Here is a 15,112-nt window from a genome sequence, read left to right as displayed (position 1 = left end):
CCTCCTCTCGCTCAGCCGCGCACCCCGCGGCCGCCGTGGGCGATCAGCCCGTAGATGACGAGCAGGTCCATCGCGAACAGCGCCATCGCGAGGAACGGGAAGGCGGGCAGCCAGAGCAGCACGACGCACGCGTTGCCCGCCGCGATGGCCACGCCGGCCCAGCGGGCGAGCTCCGAGCCGTTCCAGACGCCGAACGCGGTGATGAACTGGATGGCGCCGATGAAGCACAGGATCCAGCCCCACGTGTTGAGGTCGCCGAACACGTACTGGACGTCGCCGACGTAGACGCGGGAGTCGGAGATCGCGCCGATCCCGTAGATCAGGTTGAGGACGCCGAGGATCGCGAGGATGACGCCCGCGTAGGTGACCCAGCCGGAGCGCTCCTCTGTCTTCACCGCGGCGCGCGACAGGGGCGGCGCGCCGCTCGTCATGTCAGCCATCGCTCCTCCAAGAGCTCGTGGTTGGCCGGCCCCGCCGCCGGTGGGCGGGGTCACTGCGGACGCTACGCGCGCGCCTCGCACCCGCCATCGCCCGGATCGGGTGAGGTCGCGACGGGGTGGCGCGTTCGATGCTGTGCGGTGATGGCGGCGACTCCGGTGAGCGGCCTGCGACGCGCGGTCGAGGAGCACCTCGGCTCGCGCGACGTGACCCGCGTGATCTACGGCTCGATCGTCGGCCTGGCGCTGGTCGTCGCGCTCGAGGCGCACCCGCCGACCCCGGCCCAGGCCGCGGCGACGCTGATCGGCGCGGCGGTCGCGGTGGGCCTCGCGGAGATCTACAGCGAGGCGGTGGGCGCCGAGGCGCGTACGCGCCGCCGCGTCGGCGCCCGCGAGCTGCGCCGCTTCGCCACCGAGGCCGTCGCGGTCACCGCCGGCGCGGCCTTCCCGGCGGTCTACTTCCTGCTGGCCGCCGCCGGCGCGCTGGAGCGCGACACCGCCTACACGCTCGCCAAGTGGTCGGGCCTCGCGCTCATCTGCGCCTACGGCCTCCTGGCCGCGCGCCTCGCGGGCTCTGGCTGGCCGCGCGCGGTCGCGCAGGCCACGGCGGTCGGCGCGATCGGCGGCCTGCTCATCGCGCTCAAGGCCATCGCCCACTGACGCCGGCGCGGATCCGGACGAGCATCGCCGCGAACCGCGAGGCCGTCGTTCGGGAACGACCGAAGGCCGCATGCCCGGCGGGCATGCGGCCTCCAGCGGGGAGGCGCCGGATCAGGCGGGGACCTGCGGGCGCTCCCCCGCCTGCGCGCGCACCCCGGCGCGGGCACCTGCGCCGGGCGTCCACCAGGCACGCTCGCCCAGCAACCGCATCAACGCCGGGACCAGGACCATCCGGACGATCGTCGCGTCGATCAGGATCGCCGAGGCCAGCCCGATGCCGATCAGCTTCAGCATCACGTCGGGGCTCAGCGCGAAGGCGCCGAACACCGAGACCATGATCGCCGCAGCGGCCACGATCACGCGCGCCGTCCGGGCGACGCCGGCCGTGACCGCCGCGGCCGCGTCACCGAGCCGCTCGCGCTCCTCCTTGATGCGGGAGACGAGGAACACCTCGTAGTCCATCGAGAGCCCGAACAGGACGGCGAACATCATCACCGGGATGAACGGCGGCACCGGCACGTCGGAGTCGATGCCGACCAGCTGCCCGGCCCAGCCGCCATCGGCCACCAGCGCCACGACGCCGTACGCCGCGACGATCGAGAAGACCGTCATGACGCTGGCCTTCAGCGCGATGATCGGGGCGCGGAACGCCGCGAGCAGCAGCGCGAACGACAGCAGCACGACCGCGCCGATGAACAGCGGCAGGCGGCGGGCGGTGACGTCGGACTGGTCGACGCTGGCGGCGGTCTGACCGCCGAGGGCGACCGGGACGTCGGCGCGGGCGAGGGCCCCGTCGCGCAGCCGGTCGACGAGCTCCTTCGTCGCCGGCGACTCCGGCGCATCCTTGGGCGTGATCACGAGCAGCGCGGTGTCGCGGGCCTCGTTCCACTGCGGCGGGGCGACGGCGGCGACCTCGCGGTCCCGCCGGACGGTGGCCGCGAGCCGCTCGACCGCGTCGCGGTCACGGGTGTCGGCCACGGCGATCAGCGGGCCGTTCGCGCCCGGGCCGAAGCCCTCCTCGACCATCGTGTACGCCTGACGCGTCGTCGAGTCCGCCGCGTCGTTGCCGGCGTCGGGGAAGCCGAAGCGGATGCCGGTGAGCGGCGCGGTCAGCACGACGAGCGCGGCGAGCGAGACGGCGACCATCGCCAGCGGGCGGCGGGTGACGAAGCGGGCCCACCGCGCCGCGGGCGCCCTGTGCGGCACGGCGACCGGGCGGCCGAAGCGGAGGACCTGCCGGCGGTCGATCCGCCGGCCGAGGAGGCCCGTGATCGCGGGCAGCAGGGTCAGGGTCGCGGCCATCACGAGCAGCACCGCCAGGCTCGACGCGAGCGCGACGCCGTACAGGTACGGCAGCCGCATGAGGAACAGGCCGGCGAGCGAGACGACGACGGTGGCACCTGCGGTCACGACCGAGTGGCCGGCGGTGCGCATGGCCTCGACGTTGGCGGCGCGCGGCTCCTTGCCGGCGGCCAACGCGCTGCGGTAGCGGGTGAGGATCAGCAGCGCGTAGTCGATGCCGACGCCGATGCCGATCATCAGCGACACCTGCAGCGACCAGTCAGGGGTGTCGAGGACGCCGGCGAGCACGCCGCCGAACAGCACCGCGACCGCGACGCCGAAGAGCGCGACGAGGAGCGGCAGGCCCGCCGCGACGACGGTGCCGAACGTGAGCAGGAGGACGACCGCGGCGACCGCGATGCCGACGAGCTCGGCGGTCATGGCCGGCTCGGCCTTCAGGCCGGGGACCGTGCCGCCCATCGCGACCTGCAGCCCGTCGCCGGTCGCCTCGCGGGCCAGCTCGGCGAGGTGCTCGCCGTCGCTCGCGGCCATCGCGCTCGAAGGACGGTCGAGCGCGAGCCGGACGACCGCGGTCCGGCCGTCGGGCGCGACCTGCGCCTCGCGAGCAGCGGCGCCGGGCACGACGCCCGGGACGTCGCCCGCCGCGTCGAGGAGGTGGTCGATCCGGGCGGTGACGGCGGGATCGGTCGCGTCGCCGTCGGCCTTCCAGACGACGTCGACCTGGTCGCCCGAGCGACCGCCGAAGCGCTCGTCGAGCAGCTCGGACGCCGCCTCGGAGTCCGAGCCGGGGGTGTTGTAGTCGGCGACGAAGCTGCCGCCGAAGGCGCTCATCGCGCCGATCGCGACGACGAGGATGGCGGCCCACGCGAGCAGCGTGCGGCGCGGGTGGACGAAGGCGGCGTCGGCGACGCGCCCGAGGGTCTCGGTCATGGGAGGTGCTCCGGTTCAGGGGGTTGTTGGTGGGTGTGTGAGAGCGAGGCGCCGGTCAGGCGGCGTCGGCGAGGAGGAGGACCTTGCCGGTGTGGCCGCCGCGCTCTGCGAAGCGCAGGGCCTCGGCGGCGTCGACGAGCGGGAAGCGGCCCGCGATCTGGGCGGTCAGCCGCCCGTCGCGCAGGAGCTCGAGCAGCGTCACCAGGTCCGCGCGGACCTGCGCGCGGTGGCGGTCCGGGCGGAGCTTGCGGCCGGCCCAGAGGTTGAAGAACCCGGCGCGGCGCCCGTTGGGCAGCATGTTCCACAGCGTGAGGCGGGCGAGCAGCGTCAGGACGGGGAGCCGCGGGTTGCCAGGCCGGTCCTTCGTCGCGGCGGTGCCGTAGCTGACGAGCGTCCCGCCGCGGGCGAGCATCCGCCACGAATCGCGGATGCCGGGGCCGCCGACGTGGTCGAAGACCGCCGCCACGCCGTCCGGCGCCAGCTCACGCACGCGCGCGAGGACGTCCTCGGTGCGGTAGTCGACGGGGGTCGCGCCGAGCGCCCGGACGCTCGCCTGCTGCGCCGTGCCGGCGACGCCGATGACGTGCGCGCCCGCCGCGCGGGCGAGCTGCACCAGCAGCGTCCCGACCCCGCCGGCCGCGCCGTGCACGACGACGGTGTCACCGGCCTGGACCTTCGCGCTGCGGTGGAGCATCCGGTAGGCCGTGAGGCCGTTGACCACGAGCGTCTCGGCGTCCGCGGGATCGACGCCCGCGGGGACCGGCACGAGGTCGGCGGCGTCGAGGACGACGCGCTCGGCCCACGCGCCCGTCTTGGTGAGCGCGGCGACGCGGGTGCCGGGGCGCAGGCTCGCATCGACCTCCGCGCCGGTCCGCTCGACCGTCCCGACGAGGTCGTAGCCGGGGACGAAGGGGAACCGCGGCTGGTCGTAGTACTTGCCGCGCCGCATCTGCTGCTCGGCGAACGAGACGCCGGTGGCCTCGACGCGCACGACCGCCTCGCGGGCGCCGGGGGCGCGCAGCGCGCGCCGGACGGGGCGCAGCGTCTCGGGCTCGCCGATGCCCGGCAGTTCGATCTGGAGGGTCTGCATGTCGCTCACGTGCTCCTTGGATGGCGCGAAAGAGTGTGTCTCTCTCGCTTTCGTTAGAGACTGTAACACGAGCTATCGCACATCACAAGCGCACCGAATCGTTACGCTGTCGTCATGACCGACCCGCCCCTCTCCCGCCGCGAGCGCCTGCGCCTCCAGACGCTCGACGAGATCAAGCAGCACGCGGTCGACCAGGTCGCCGCGGGCGGGCCGGCGGCGCTCTCGCTCAGCGCGATCGCGAAGGCGATGGGCATGTCGGGGCCTGCGCTCTACCGCTACTTCGCGTCGCGCGAGCAGCTCCTGGCCGCGCTGGTCACCGACGGCTACGCGGAGCTCGCGACCGTCGTCCAGGCCGCGGCGGCGGAGTCGGGGCGCCGCCGCCCGGCTGGGCGCCTCACGCACGTCCTCGGCGCCTACCGCGCATGGGCGCTGGCGAACCCGTACCGGTACGAGCTGCTGTTCAGCGTCCGGCCGCCCGGCTACGCGGGAGACCCGAGCGAGGCGATCGCGGCGATCGAGCCGGCGATGCAGGTGCTGCTGGAGCTCATCGGCGCGCTTGCCGCGGAGGCGCGCCAGGCCGGAGCCCCCGACCCCGCCGGCGCCCTGGAGGAGCAGCTTCGCCGCTGGGCCGCCGCGCGGGACGCGAGCGCCGGGGCCGGCGCGCGCCCGCCGGCGGTGCTGCTCCTCGGCGTGCTCACGTGGACGCGCGTCCACGGCATCGTGATGCTCGAGCTCGCGGGCGTGCTCGGCGACATGGCGCTCGACCCCGCCCTGCTGGTGCAGACCGAGCTCGACGCGATCGTGGCCGCGGCGACCGGGGGCTGAGATGAGCGCCCCGGGGAAGCCGTCCGACCGCCTGCGGGCCGAGCACACGCCCGGCGCGATCCGCGCGCGGCTCGGGCGGCGGCCGCGGGAGAGCCACCTCGGGGACCTCGTGTACGGCGGGGTCGACGGGAGCGTCACGACGTTCGCCGTCGTCGCCGGGGTCGAGGGGGCGCAGCTGAGCGCGAGCGTCGTGGTGATCCTCGGCCTGGCCAACCTCCTCGCGGACGGCTTCAGCATGGCCGTCGGCAACTACCTCAGCACGCGGGCGGAGGCGCAGGAGCGCGAGCGCGCGCGGCGCGACGAGGAGCGGCACGTCGCGCTCGTGCCCGAAGGCGAGCGCGAGGAGATCCGCCAGATCTTCGCCGCGAAGGGCTTCGCCGGCGACGAGCTCGAGCGTGTCGTCGACGTCATCACCGCCGACCGCGAGCGGTGGGTCGACACGATGATGGTCGACGAGCTGGGCTACGGCGCGGCGCCGCGCGAGCCGGCCCGCGCGGCGCTCGCGACGTTCGGCTCGTTCGTCGCGATCGGCTTCCTGCCGCTCGCCGCGTACGTCCTCGACGCGCTGCTCGACGGCGAGATCCCCGGGCTGTTCGCGTGGAGCGCCGCGCTGACGGCGGTCGCGATGGCGCTCGTCGGAACGCTGAAGGCGCGCGTCGTCGGCGGCTCGCGGCTGCGCTCAGCCGCGGAGACGCTGGCGATCGGCGGCACCGCGGCGCTCGTCGCCTACGCCGTCGGCGTGCTGCTGCGCGGCGTCGGCTGAGCGCCGCGGGCGACTACGGACGAGCGCGCGCAGCCCGCACGGATGCCGCCGGCTCGCGACGGGCGTAGCGTCGGTCCTGGACCGAAGGAGGCGAGCATGACTGGCACCTACATCGCCGGCTACGACGGCACCCCACAAGGGCGCGCCGCCGTGGACTTCGCGGAGGCGCTCGCGGGCCCGGCAGGCGCGCGGGTCGTCGCCGCCTCCGTGTATCGCGCCGCCCCGCACGTCATCGGCAAGGGCGTCGCCCCGCACGTCGAGGACGAGCTGAACGCCGAGGCGGGCGCCGAGCGGCGGCGCCTGCTCGCCGCGGTGACCGACCCGGGCGTCGAGCGGGTCGTCGTCGGCGCCGACTCGGCGCCGCGCGGCCTGCACGAGCTGGCCGAGGAGCGGGACGCCGCGCTGCTCGTCGTCGGGCGCACGCACCGGCACTGGCCCACGCGGCTCGCCCCGGGCTCCACCGCCGAGCGGCTCGTCCACGGCGCGCCGTGCCCGGTCGCCTCGGTGCCCGCGCACTGGCGGGGCCCGATCGCGGTCGTCGGCGTCGCGTTCGACGGCGGCGAGGAGTCGTGGGTCGCCGTCCGCCACGCGACCGACCTCGCGCGTGCGCTGCACGCGCGGCTGCTCGTGCTGAGCGTGTTCGAGCCGGTGCTCACCGGCTACGGCGAGGCGCCGATCCCGGCGTCGGATCAGCTCAACCACGACCTGCGCCGCCGCCGCGAGCGCGCGCTCGACGAGCTCGTCGCCGGCCTGCCCGCCGAGGTCGAGCCCGAGAGCCGGCTCGTCAACGGCACGGCGGGCTCCGGTCTGGAGGTGCTCGCGCGCGAGGTCGACGTGCTGGTCGTCGGCTCGCGCGGCTACGGCCCGCTGCGCGCGGTGCTCGCCGGCAGCACGTCGCGGCACGTGCTCGACCACGCGCCGTGCCCGGTGATCGTCGTGCCCCGCGGGGTCGACGCGCCGGCCGCGGCAGGCCCGCGCGCGCCCCTCTCCGTGGCGCCGGCCGGCTCGTGAGGACCGGCGGGAGCCCCGCACGCGGGGCTCCCGCCGCTCAACGGTGGTGCTAGCCGCCGACGCGGACCAGCTTCTTGTTGACGAACTCGTCCATGCCGAAGCGGCCGAGCTCGCGGCCGAAGCCGGACGCCTTGACGCCGCCGAACGGCAGCTCGACGCCCTCGGCGCCGACCGCGTTGATGAAGACCATGCCGGCCTCGATCTGGTCGGCGACGCGGAGCGCCTGGTCCTGGTCGGTCGTGAAGACGTACGAGCCGAGGCCGTACGGGGTGTCGTTGGCGAGCGTGACGGCCTCGGCCTCGTCGCGCACCTTGTACACCTGCGCGACCGGGCCGAAGAACTCCTCGGTGTAGGCCGGGTTGTCCTTCGTGATGTTCGTGATGACGGCCGTCTTGAAGAAGTTGCCGTCACGGCCGCCGCCGGCGACGAGCTGCGCGCCGTTGTCGAGCGCCTGCTTGACCTGCGCCTCCAGGCGGTCGGCCGCGGCGGTCGACGACAGCGGGCCGACGGTGACGCCCTCCTTGGTCGGGTCGTCCGGCTCGATCGCCGTCAGCGCCTTGGAGAACTTGTCGACGAACGCGTCGTAGTGCTCGTCGAGCACGATGAAGCGCTTGGCGGCGTTGCACGCCTGGCCGGAGTTCTCCAGCCGCCCGCCGACCGCGGCCTCGACGACCGCGTCGAGGTCGTCGGCCTTCAGGACGATGAAGGGATCCGAGCCGCCGAGCTCGAGCACGACCTTCTTGAGGTGGCGGCCGGCGATCTCCGCGACGGCGGCGCCCGCCCGGCCGGAGCCGGTCAGCGACACGCCCTGCACGCGCGGGTCGCCGATGACCCACTCGATCTGCTCGTTGGTCGCGTAGATGTTGATGTAGGCGTCCTTCGGGACGCCGGCCTCGTGGAAGATCTTCTCCATCGCCGCCGCCGACTCGGGGCACTGCGGCGCGTGCTTGAGCAGGATCGTGTTGCCCGCGGCCAGGTTCGGGCCGGCGAAGCGGGCCACCTGGTAGTAGGGGTAGTTCCACGGCATGATGCCGAGGAGCAGACCGACCGACGAGCGGCGGATGAACGCCGAGCCCTCGCCCTCGAGGAGGTCGATCGACTCGTCCGCCATGAGCTTCTCGGCGTTGTCGGCGTAGTACTGGTAGATCGCGGCGCTGAACTCGACCTCGCCGACCGCCTGCTCGATCGGCTTGCCCATCTCGCGGACGATGATCTCGCCCAGCTCCTGCTTGCGCTCCTCGTGCAGCTCGGCCACGCGGGCGATGACCTTCGCGCGGTCGGCGACGGACGTCTCGCGCCCCCAGCCCTTGTGGGCGGCGGCCGCGCGCTCGATGGCCGCCTTCAGGTCGCCGTCGCTGATCGTGTCGTAGGTCTTCAGCGTCTCCCCGGTGGCCGGGTCGATGACCGCGTACTGGCTCATGCTCCTCCTCGCGTCTGCTGTGTGCGCACGTCGCTCCACAGTGTCGCGGGCCGGGTGCGCGGTGGCCAACTACAGGATGTCTGGTCTGGCGCGGGCCGGTACTACAAGTCGTCAGGGGGCCAGGCCGTCGGCGCGCGGGTCGCTGCCCGCCGCGCCGTGCCACACGACCTGCGCGTGGCCGAGCTCCTCGCTGTGGCGCGGGACCGTCCGCGCGTGCGGGAGCGTGGCGGCGCAGTCCTCCTCCGCGCGCACGGTCGTCGCCGGCTCCCCTTCCTCCATCGCGCCGACGGCGAACCGGGGCGCGGCCACCGCCTCCTGCGCGGTCGCGCCGGCCAGCAGGCGGAGGAGCACCTGGACGTGGATCTGCGCCTGGACCTTGCCGCCCATCGTGCCGAGCGCGCCGAGCAGCACGCCGTCGCGCTCGACGAGGACGGGCATCAGCGTGTGCATCGGCCGCCGGCCGGGCCGCAGCTCGTTCGGGTGGCCGGGCGCGAGGGAGAACGCGGAGCCGCGGTTGTGGAGCACGATGCCGGTGTCCGGCTCGAGGAGCTGCGCGCCGAAGCCGTGGTAGACGGACTGGATGAGCGAGACCGCGCCGCCCGCGCCGTCGGTCGCCGCGATGGCGATCGTGTCCCCGCTCGGGCGGGGCGCGGGCGTGACGTCGCCGGCCGCGGCGGTGGCGTGCGCCGCGCGGGCGATCGCGTCGGGGCCGAGCCAGGCGTCGCGGTCCCAGCCGGCGCCGTGCGGGTCGCCCAGCTCCCGCTCGCGCTGCGCGTTGCCGGCGGCGAAGATCGCGGCGGTGGTCGCGGCGTCGGCGCCGAGCGGGTCGGCGGGCTGCGCGTGGTCGAGCGCGAGCAGCGCCTGCGCGAGCAGGACGCCGGAGGAGTTGGGCCCGGCGGTGAGGAGCTCGTGGCCGCCGCCGAACGGGACGCGGAGCGGCTCCTCCATCGACGGCGTGAACGCCGCGAGGTCGGCGGCGGTGATCGCGCTGCCCAGCGCGGCGAGCCCGGCGGCGAACCGGTCGGCCAGCGGGCCCTCGTGCAGCGCGCGGGACCCGTCGGCGGCGAGGGCGTCGAGGGTCGCGGCGAGCGCGGGCTGGCGGAGCGTGTCGCCGGGGCCGAGGCCGGCGAAGACGCCGCGCAGGCCGGGGTCGGTGGCGACCCCGGCCGTCTCGGCGATCGCGGCGGCGAGCTTCGCGGTGACGGCGACGCCCTCGCGCGCGCAGGTGATCGCGTCGGCCAGGTGCGCCGCCCACGGCCGCCGCGCGCCGAGCACGTGCAGCGCGCCCCAGCCGGGGACGAGCCCCGGCACGGTGACCGCGTCGGGGCCGTGCACCGGCATCCGCCCGTCGGGCGCGGCCGCGCGGACGCGCTCCACGTCGATCCCCGCCGGCGCGGGACCGCTCGCGTTGACCACGACCGACGTCCCGTCCGGCCGCCGCACGAGCGCGATGAGGTCCCCGCCCAGCGCGCAGTTGTGCGGGTAGACGACCGTGAGCACCGCCGCGGCGGCCAGCGCCGCGTCGACGGCCGACCCGCCGCCGGCGAGCACCCGCTCCCCGGCCGCGGTGGCGAGGTGGTGCGGCGTCGCGATCGGCATCGCCCGCACGGTATCCCGCCTCACCGCCGACCGCACGCCACGCCACGCCATCCGCGAGGATGGCCCGGGCGGGAAGGGGTCACGCGAATGGGTGATGTGGCGGGCGGCGGGGCGGCGGACGGTGCAGCGCATGACGACGACCACCGACACGCAGCAGCAGCCCGCGCCGGCCGAGGTGCCGCCGGCGGAGCGCAACGCCACCATCGCCGTGTACGCCACGCAGGGCGACGCCGAGGCGGCCGTGCGCCGGCTCGAGCAGAGCGGGTTCGACATGACGAAGCTCTCGCTCCTCGCGCGCGGCCTCGACGAGGAGCGCCACATCGTCGGCACCGACACGAAGGCGCGCCGCACCGGCCGGTGGGCGGCGTTCGGCACGGCGTGGGGCGCGCTGCTCGGCGCGCTCGTGTGGGTGCCCGGGGTCGGCCACGTCGCGGTCGGCGGGTACCTCCTCTGGCTCGTCACCACCGGCGCCGTCGGCGCGGCGGGCGGCGCGATCGGCGGCGCGCTCACGAGCGTCGGCATCCCGCCGGAGGGCGTGCTCGTCTACGAGACCGACCTGCGCGCGGACAAGTGGCTGCTCGTCGCGCACGGCCTGGAGGCCGAGGTCGACCGCGCGCGCGAGCTGCTCGGCACGACCGGCGCCGAGCGGATCGACACGCACACCGCCGACGCCGCCTGAGCCGCGCCATGGTCGCGAAGCTGGCCGTCGCCGCCGCGCTCGTCCTCGCCGCCGCGGGCGTGGGCGTCCCGATCCTCGTCGCCCACCACGACCACGAGCGCGCGTCCACCGCGGAGCGCACGCCCGGCGACGCGGTGACCACGGTGCGGGACCTGCTCGACGCCGCGCTCGTCCGCCGCGACGGCCAGGACGCGTGCGTCTACCTCACGCAGCCAGAGCGGGAGCGGGTCGGCCGCGCCGCCGGGCCCGGCACGCTGTGCCGCGAGGCGGTCGACGCCGGAGCGCTCGCGTTCGGGGCCGCCTCGCTCCCGCGCAGCCCGCGCCAGCTCCGCGACCTGCCGGCGCACGTCGCGCCGGACGAGAACGGGTACCGGGTCGTCGTGCGGATCGGCTCCGCCGACGTCCCGTTCGTCCTCGTCCCCGCGAGCCCGTTCCAGCGCGACGAGTTCGGTGCACCGGACGCCGCCTGGCGGATCGACCAGGGCACCGTCGCGCTGCTGCGCCAGTAGCAGCCGGCCTCAGGCGCGCGTGGCGGCCGCCGCGCGCGCCTCGACGGCGGCCAGGCCCGCGGCCATCGCCTCGCCGAGCTGCGCGATCTCGTCCTCGGTCGTCACCAGCGGGGGCGACGCCGCGAGGCCGCGCCCGAGCGCCCGGACGAGCACGCCGCGCTCGCGCACCGCGCGCTGCCACGCGCCGACCGCGCCCGGGTCGGCGGCGAGTACGTCCTCGGCCAGCTCCGCCGCCGCGAGGAAGCCGACGCCGCCGCGCACCTCCTTGACCAGCGGGCTGTCGGCCAGCGGCGCGAGCGCGTCGAGCAGCGGCTGCTCCAGCGTCCGCCCGCGCTCGATCAGCCCATCGCGCTCGTAGAGGTCGAGCGCGGTGATCGCCGCCGCGCACGCGGTCGGGTGCCCGGCGTACGTCGCGCCGTGGCGGAAGACCGGCGCGCCCGGCCCGGCGGTGAAGAACGGCTCGGCCACGTGCGGGGCGACCACGACCGCGCCGAGCGGCTGCGTCCCGCCGGTGATGCCCTTCGCGACCGTGATGAGGTCCGGCTTGACGGGCCAGCGGTCGATCCCGAACCACGTGCCGAGCCGGCCGAAGCCCGCGATCACGCAGTCGGCGACGAACAGCACGCCGTGCCGCTCGCACACCGCCGCGACCGCCTCGATGTAGCCCGGCGTCGGCGGGAAGACGCCGCCCGCGCCGATCACCGGCTCGCAGAAGAACGCGGCGACGCGCTCGGCGCCGATCCGCTCGATCTCGGCCTCCAGCGCCTCCGCGGAGTCCCACGCGACCACCGACGCGTCCGGCACCATCGCGCCGAACCCGGCCGCGTTGGCGGGGATGCCCGCGATGCCGGTGCCGATCCCGTGGGTGCCGTGGTATCCGTGCGTGCGGCTGATGAGGTGGACGCGCTCGGGCCGGCCGTGCTGCGCGTGGAACGCGCGCGCGATCTTGGCCGCGGTGTCCACCGCGTCGCCGCCGCCGGAGCCGAGGAAGATCTTCGAGCCGGGCTGCGGCGCGAGGTCGCTGAGCCGCTCGGCCAGCTCCAGCGCCGGCCGGTTGGAGAACTCGCCGAACGTCGAGTACGCGTCGAGCGTGCGCAGCTGCCGCGCGACGGCGTCGGCGATCTCCGGCCGGCCGTGGCCGAGGTTCGCGTACCACAGCGCCGCCGACCCATCCAGGTAGCGGCGGCCCTCCTCGTCCCACACCCACGCGCCCTCCCCGCCCGCGAGGACGAACGGGTCCTGGGCGACGGCGCCCATGTCAGCGAACGGGTGCCACAACGCGTGCTCGCTCATCGCTGCGACGGTAGCCCTTCCGGCCAAGTCCGTCAGGCGCACGATCGCCGTGGCGGTTGGCCACCGCGGCCAACCGCCCGAGATCTCCCACGAACCGGCGGCGTCTTGCCTGCCGCGCCGCGGTGGGTAAGGACGCGACCATGGCCGGGTCACGCCACGAGCAGCGCGCGCCCGCGCGCTCCGCCGAGGAGATCCTGGAGCAGATGGGCGACGGCTTCGTCGCCCTCGACGAGCGCTGGCACTACACCTACGTCAACCGCCGCGTCGGGGAGCTGATCGGCGTCGACCGCGAAGCGCTGATCGGCCGCCACATCTGGACCGTGTTCCCCGAGATGGTCGGCTCGGCGCTGTACCACGCGGCGTCGCGTGCGATGCGCGAGCAGGAGCCGATGACGATCGAGGACTGGTACCCGCCGACCGAGGACGGCCACTGCTTCGAGGTCAACCTCCAGCCGACCCCGACGGGGCTGGCGATGTTCTTCCGCGACATCACCGAGCACCGGCGCGCGCGAGAGGAGCTGGCGCGCAGCGAGGAGCGCTACCGGCTGCTCGCGCACGCGTTCAGCAACACGGTCTGGCGCGGTGACGCCGACGGCCGCGTCATCGAGGCGCCCGACTGGCACGGGCTGACCGGCCTCCACGTGCCCCCGGAGCGGTGGCCGGAGGTCGTGCACCCCGACGACGCCGACCGGGTCGTGCGGGTGTGGCTGGACGCGCGCCGCAAGGGCACCGGCTTCGACATGACCTTCCGCGTCGCGCACGCCGACGGCGACTGGCGCCACGTGCGCGCCCGCGGCATCCCGGTGCGCCCGGGCGGCGAGCCGCACGAGTGGATCGGCGTCATCACCGACGTGACCGACAGCGTGCGCGGCGCCGAGGCCCTCCGCCGCGCGGCGCTGGAGGACCCCCTGACCGGGCTGCCGAACCGGACGCTCTTCCTCGAGCGCCTCGTCGCCGCCACCCGCCGCCGCATCCCGCACACCGCGGTCATCTACGTCGACCTCGACCGCTTCAAGTCGGTCAACGACCGCTTCGGGCACGGCGCGGGCGACCGCCTCCTGCGGGGCGTCGCGCGGCGGCTCTGCCACGCGGTCCGCCCGAGCGACGTCGTCAGCCGGCTCAGCGGCGACGAGTTCGCGGTCCTGTGCGACGACCTGCCGAGCGCGCAGATGGCGGTGACGATCGCCCAGCGCATCGCCGCCGCGATCGGCGAGCCGCTGGAGGACGACGAGCGCGTGCGCGTGACGGCGTCGATCGGCGTGGCGCTGGTCGAGAACACCGGCGCCGACGAGCACGAGGACGCCGAAGCCGTGCTCCGCGCCGCCGACGCGGCGATGTACCACGCCAAGTCGCGCGGCGGCAACGCGGTCGAGGTGCTGGAGGATCGGCTGCGCGCGTGGCTGCAGCAGCGGGCGCTGGCCGACCGCGAGCTGCAGCTCGGCCTCCACGACGGCGGCCTGCGCCTGCACTTCCAGCCGATCGTCGCGCTGGACCGCTCGCGCCGCGTCACCGTCGAGGCGCTGCTGCGCTGGCAGCGGCCCGGGGGCCCGGCCATCGCGGCGCCCGAGGTGATCGCCGCCGCCGAGCAGAACGGGCTGATCTGGGAGCTGGGCCGCGGCGTGCTGGTCGAGGCGTGCCGGCAGGCGGCGGCGTGGAACGCGGCGGGCTCGGGCGTGCGCGTGTCGGTGAACGTCTCTGCCCGCCAGCTCGCGCGCAGCGACGAGCTGCTCGCCGACGTCGAGCACGCGCTGGCGCGGACCGGCCTGCACCCGGGCCTGCTCACGCTGGAGATCACCGAGACGGTGCTGATGGAGAACATGGCCGAGGGCGAGGACGCCGTCGGGCTGCTGCGCGACGCGGGTGTGCGGGTCGCGATCGACGACTTCGGCGTCGGCTACTCGTCGCTCTCCTACCTCCACCGGCTCCCGGTCGACGCGGTCAAGCTCGACCGCTCGTTCGTCGCCGGGCTGCCGTACGACCCCGGCAGCGCGCGGATCGTCGAGGCCGTCGTCGGGCTGGCGCGCGCCTTCGACCTCGTGGTCATCGCGGAGGGGATCGAGACGCCCGAACAGCTCGCCGCCGTCCGCGACGCCGGCTGCCACGCCGCGCAGGGCTACGGGCTGTCGCGGCCGGCGCCGCCCGAGATGCTCGGCGAGCGCGTCAGCGCGGCGGTCGCCGCCGTCGTCTGACGGTCGCCGAGCAGGAACACCTCCGCGGCGATCGCCGGCGCGCAGTTCGTCGCGTGCATCGCCGCCAGCACCGAGCGCCCGGTGGTGGTCGCGACGATGCGCGTCATGTCCGGCTCGAGCACCTCGTGCATCAGCGTCCGCGCGCGGACGACCTCGTCGTCGTGCCCGTGCGCGATCAGCACCTGCTCGGCCGCGGTGTGGCCGTCCTCCAGCAGCACCACGAGCGCGTCGGCCCCCGCCCAGTGGGCGCGGGTGCGCCGCGGCCCGCGGCCCCACCGGTCGCTCACCAGGTGCGCGATCGCCGCGCCGATCTCGGTCAGCTCCGCCCGGATCTCCTCTGCCGTACGTGCCATCTGGCGCCCCCAGTCAGGAGCGCCGACACGTCTGGACACCGCTCGTGCTCCT

The 15,112-nt window shown here is 75.5% G+C and carries 14 protein-coding genes; 7 read left to right on the top strand and 7 right to left on the bottom strand.

The window, feature by feature from the left end; genetic code table 11:
- Positions 1 to 11 precede the first annotated feature (11 nt).
- The gene (locus tag AC1UE5_RS07320) at positions 12 to 440 is read right to left on the bottom strand and encodes a DUF7144 family membrane protein (RefSeq protein WP_482921664.1); all 429 of its coding nucleotides are present in this window, start codon (positions 438 to 440) and stop codon (positions 12 to 14) included.
- Positions 441 to 581: 141 nt separating this feature from the next.
- Between AC1UE5_RS07320 and AC1UE5_RS07315 the strand changes: the two genes are divergently transcribed.
- A complete protein-coding gene (locus tag AC1UE5_RS07315; protein WP_482921662.1) occupies positions 582 to 1,097 on the top strand; it encodes a hypothetical protein in 516 nt (171 codons plus the stop codon).
- Between the two features lie 111 nt (positions 1,098 to 1,208).
- Here the strand turns inward: AC1UE5_RS07315 and AC1UE5_RS07310 are convergent, their stop codons facing one another.
- On the bottom strand, positions 1,209 to 3,329 hold the full coding sequence (locus AC1UE5_RS07310; protein WP_482921660.1) for an MMPL family transporter: 2,121 nt from the start codon (positions 3,327 to 3,329) through the stop codon (positions 1,209 to 1,211).
- Positions 3,330 to 3,384: 55 nt separating this feature from the next.
- The gene (locus AC1UE5_RS07305) at positions 3,385 to 4,419 is read right to left on the bottom strand and encodes a medium chain dehydrogenase/reductase family protein (RefSeq protein WP_482921658.1); all 1,035 of its coding nucleotides are present in this window, start codon (positions 4,417 to 4,419) and stop codon (positions 3,385 to 3,387) included.
- A gap of 114 nt (positions 4,420 to 4,533) precedes the next feature.
- Between AC1UE5_RS07305 and AC1UE5_RS07300 the strand changes: the two genes are divergently transcribed.
- The 3 genes from AC1UE5_RS07300 (at position 4,534) to AC1UE5_RS07290 (ending at position 7,018) form a co-directional block, all read left to right on the top strand.
- Positions 4,534 to 5,244, top strand: a complete 711-nt coding sequence (locus AC1UE5_RS07300; RefSeq protein ID WP_482921656.1) for a TetR/AcrR family transcriptional regulator — start codon at positions 4,534 to 4,536, stop codon at positions 5,242 to 5,244.
- Position 5,245: 1 nt separating this feature from the next.
- The gene (locus AC1UE5_RS07295) at positions 5,246 to 6,007 is read left to right on the top strand and encodes a VIT1/CCC1 transporter family protein (protein ID WP_482921654.1); all 762 of its coding nucleotides are present in this window, start codon (positions 5,246 to 5,248) and stop codon (positions 6,005 to 6,007) included.
- Positions 6,008 to 6,103: 96 nt separating this feature from the next.
- On the top strand, positions 6,104 to 7,018 hold the full coding sequence (locus AC1UE5_RS07290) for a universal stress protein (RefSeq protein ID WP_482921652.1): 915 nt from the start codon (positions 6,104 to 6,106) through the stop codon (positions 7,016 to 7,018).
- Positions 7,019 to 7,067: 49 nt separating this feature from the next.
- On the opposite strand, the gene AC1UE5_RS07285 is transcribed toward AC1UE5_RS07290, so the two are convergent.
- Together AC1UE5_RS07285 and AC1UE5_RS07280 are read right to left on the bottom strand one after the other, a co-directional pair.
- Complete coding sequence (locus AC1UE5_RS07285) at positions 7,068 to 8,438, bottom strand: NAD-dependent succinate-semialdehyde dehydrogenase (RefSeq protein ID WP_482921650.1); 1,371 nt, start codon at positions 8,436 to 8,438, stop codon at positions 7,068 to 7,070.
- Between the two features lie 111 nt (positions 8,439 to 8,549).
- The gene (locus tag AC1UE5_RS07280; protein WP_482921648.1) at positions 8,550 to 10,037 is read right to left on the bottom strand and encodes a gamma-glutamyltransferase; all 1,488 of its coding nucleotides are present in this window, start codon (positions 10,035 to 10,037) and stop codon (positions 8,550 to 8,552) included.
- Between the two features lie 130 nt (positions 10,038 to 10,167).
- Between AC1UE5_RS07280 and AC1UE5_RS07275 the strand changes: the two genes are divergently transcribed.
- Positions 10,168 to 10,716: a DUF1269 domain-containing protein gene (locus AC1UE5_RS07275; RefSeq protein ID WP_482921646.1), complete on the top strand. Its 549-nt coding sequence runs from the start codon at positions 10,168 to 10,170 to the stop codon at positions 10,714 to 10,716.
- Positions 10,717 to 10,724: 8 nt separating this feature from the next.
- Positions 10,725 to 11,225 (top strand): hypothetical protein, encoded by a 501-nt coding sequence (locus AC1UE5_RS07270; protein ID WP_482921644.1) that lies wholly within the window; start codon positions 10,725 to 10,727, stop codon positions 11,223 to 11,225.
- Positions 11,226 to 11,234: 9 nt separating this feature from the next.
- Here AC1UE5_RS07270 and AC1UE5_RS07265 read toward each other — a convergent pair whose 3' ends face one another.
- Entirely contained in the window at positions 11,235 to 12,518 is a 1,284-nt protein-coding gene (locus AC1UE5_RS07265; RefSeq protein WP_482921642.1) for an aminotransferase family protein, read from the bottom strand.
- A gap of 140 nt (positions 12,519 to 12,658) precedes the next feature.
- Here AC1UE5_RS07265 and AC1UE5_RS07260 point away from each other — a divergent pair, with 140 nt between their 5' ends.
- Positions 12,659 to 14,707, top strand: coding sequence for a putative bifunctional diguanylate cyclase/phosphodiesterase (locus tag AC1UE5_RS07260; RefSeq protein WP_482921640.1), 2,049 nt, complete (start codon positions 12,659 to 12,661; stop codon positions 14,705 to 14,707).
- Here the strand turns inward: AC1UE5_RS07260 and AC1UE5_RS07255 are convergent.
- The gene (locus tag AC1UE5_RS07255) at positions 14,632 to 15,060 is read right to left on the bottom strand and encodes a Na-translocating system protein MpsC family protein (RefSeq protein ID WP_482921638.1); all 429 of its coding nucleotides are present in this window, start codon (positions 15,058 to 15,060) and stop codon (positions 14,632 to 14,634) included. The two genes, AC1UE5_RS07260 and AC1UE5_RS07255, sit on opposite strands and share 76 nt — an antisense overlap.
- Positions 15,061 to 15,112 lie beyond the last annotated feature (52 nt).

Source organism: Parviterribacter multiflagellatus, from assembly GCF_056863265.1.
The sequence above is the reverse complement of the archived record's forward strand: the minus strand, read 5'-3'. Positions and strand labels throughout refer to the sequence as shown.

Bases quoted from the DNA above. Each gene is read 5' to 3' on its own strand.
- AC1UE5_RS07285 (WP_482921650.1), bottom strand. From the start codon at position 8,438: ATGAGCCAGTACGCGGTCATCGACCCGGCCACCGGGGAGACGCTGAAG.
- AC1UE5_RS07255 (WP_482921638.1), bottom strand. From the start codon at position 15,060: ATGGCACGTACGGCAGAGGAGATCCGGGCGGAGCTGACCGAGATCGGC.
- AC1UE5_RS07320 (WP_482921664.1), bottom strand. From the start codon at position 440: ATGGCTGACATGACGAGCGGCGCGCCGCCCCTGTCGCGCGCCGCGGTG.
- AC1UE5_RS07305 (WP_482921658.1), bottom strand. From the start codon at position 4,419: ATGCAGACCCTCCAGATCGAACTGCCGGGCATCGGCGAGCCCGAGACG.
- AC1UE5_RS07260 (WP_482921640.1), top strand. From the start codon at position 12,659: ATGGCCGGGTCACGCCACGAGCAGCGCGCGCCCGCGCGCTCCGCCGAG.
- AC1UE5_RS07275 (WP_482921646.1), top strand. From the start codon at position 10,168: ATGACGACGACCACCGACACGCAGCAGCAGCCCGCGCCGGCCGAGGTG.
- AC1UE5_RS07295 (WP_482921654.1), top strand. From the start codon at position 5,246: ATGAGCGCCCCGGGGAAGCCGTCCGACCGCCTGCGGGCCGAGCACACG.
- AC1UE5_RS07300 (WP_482921656.1), top strand. From the start codon at position 4,534: ATGACCGACCCGCCCCTCTCCCGCCGCGAGCGCCTGCGCCTCCAGACG.
- AC1UE5_RS07290 (WP_482921652.1), top strand. From the start codon at position 6,104: ATGACTGGCACCTACATCGCCGGCTACGACGGCACCCCACAAGGGCGC.
- AC1UE5_RS07270 (WP_482921644.1), top strand. From the start codon at position 10,725: ATGGTCGCGAAGCTGGCCGTCGCCGCCGCGCTCGTCCTCGCCGCCGCG.
- AC1UE5_RS07310 (WP_482921660.1), bottom strand. From the start codon at position 3,329: ATGACCGAGACCCTCGGGCGCGTCGCCGACGCCGCCTTCGTCCACCCG.
- AC1UE5_RS07265 (WP_482921642.1), bottom strand. From the start codon at position 12,518: ATGAGCGAGCACGCGTTGTGGCACCCGTTCGCTGACATGGGCGCCGTC.
- AC1UE5_RS07315 (WP_482921662.1), top strand. From the start codon at position 582: ATGGCGGCGACTCCGGTGAGCGGCCTGCGACGCGCGGTCGAGGAGCAC.
- AC1UE5_RS07280 (WP_482921648.1), bottom strand. From the start codon at position 10,037: ATGCCGATCGCGACGCCGCACCACCTCGCCACCGCGGCCGGGGAGCGG.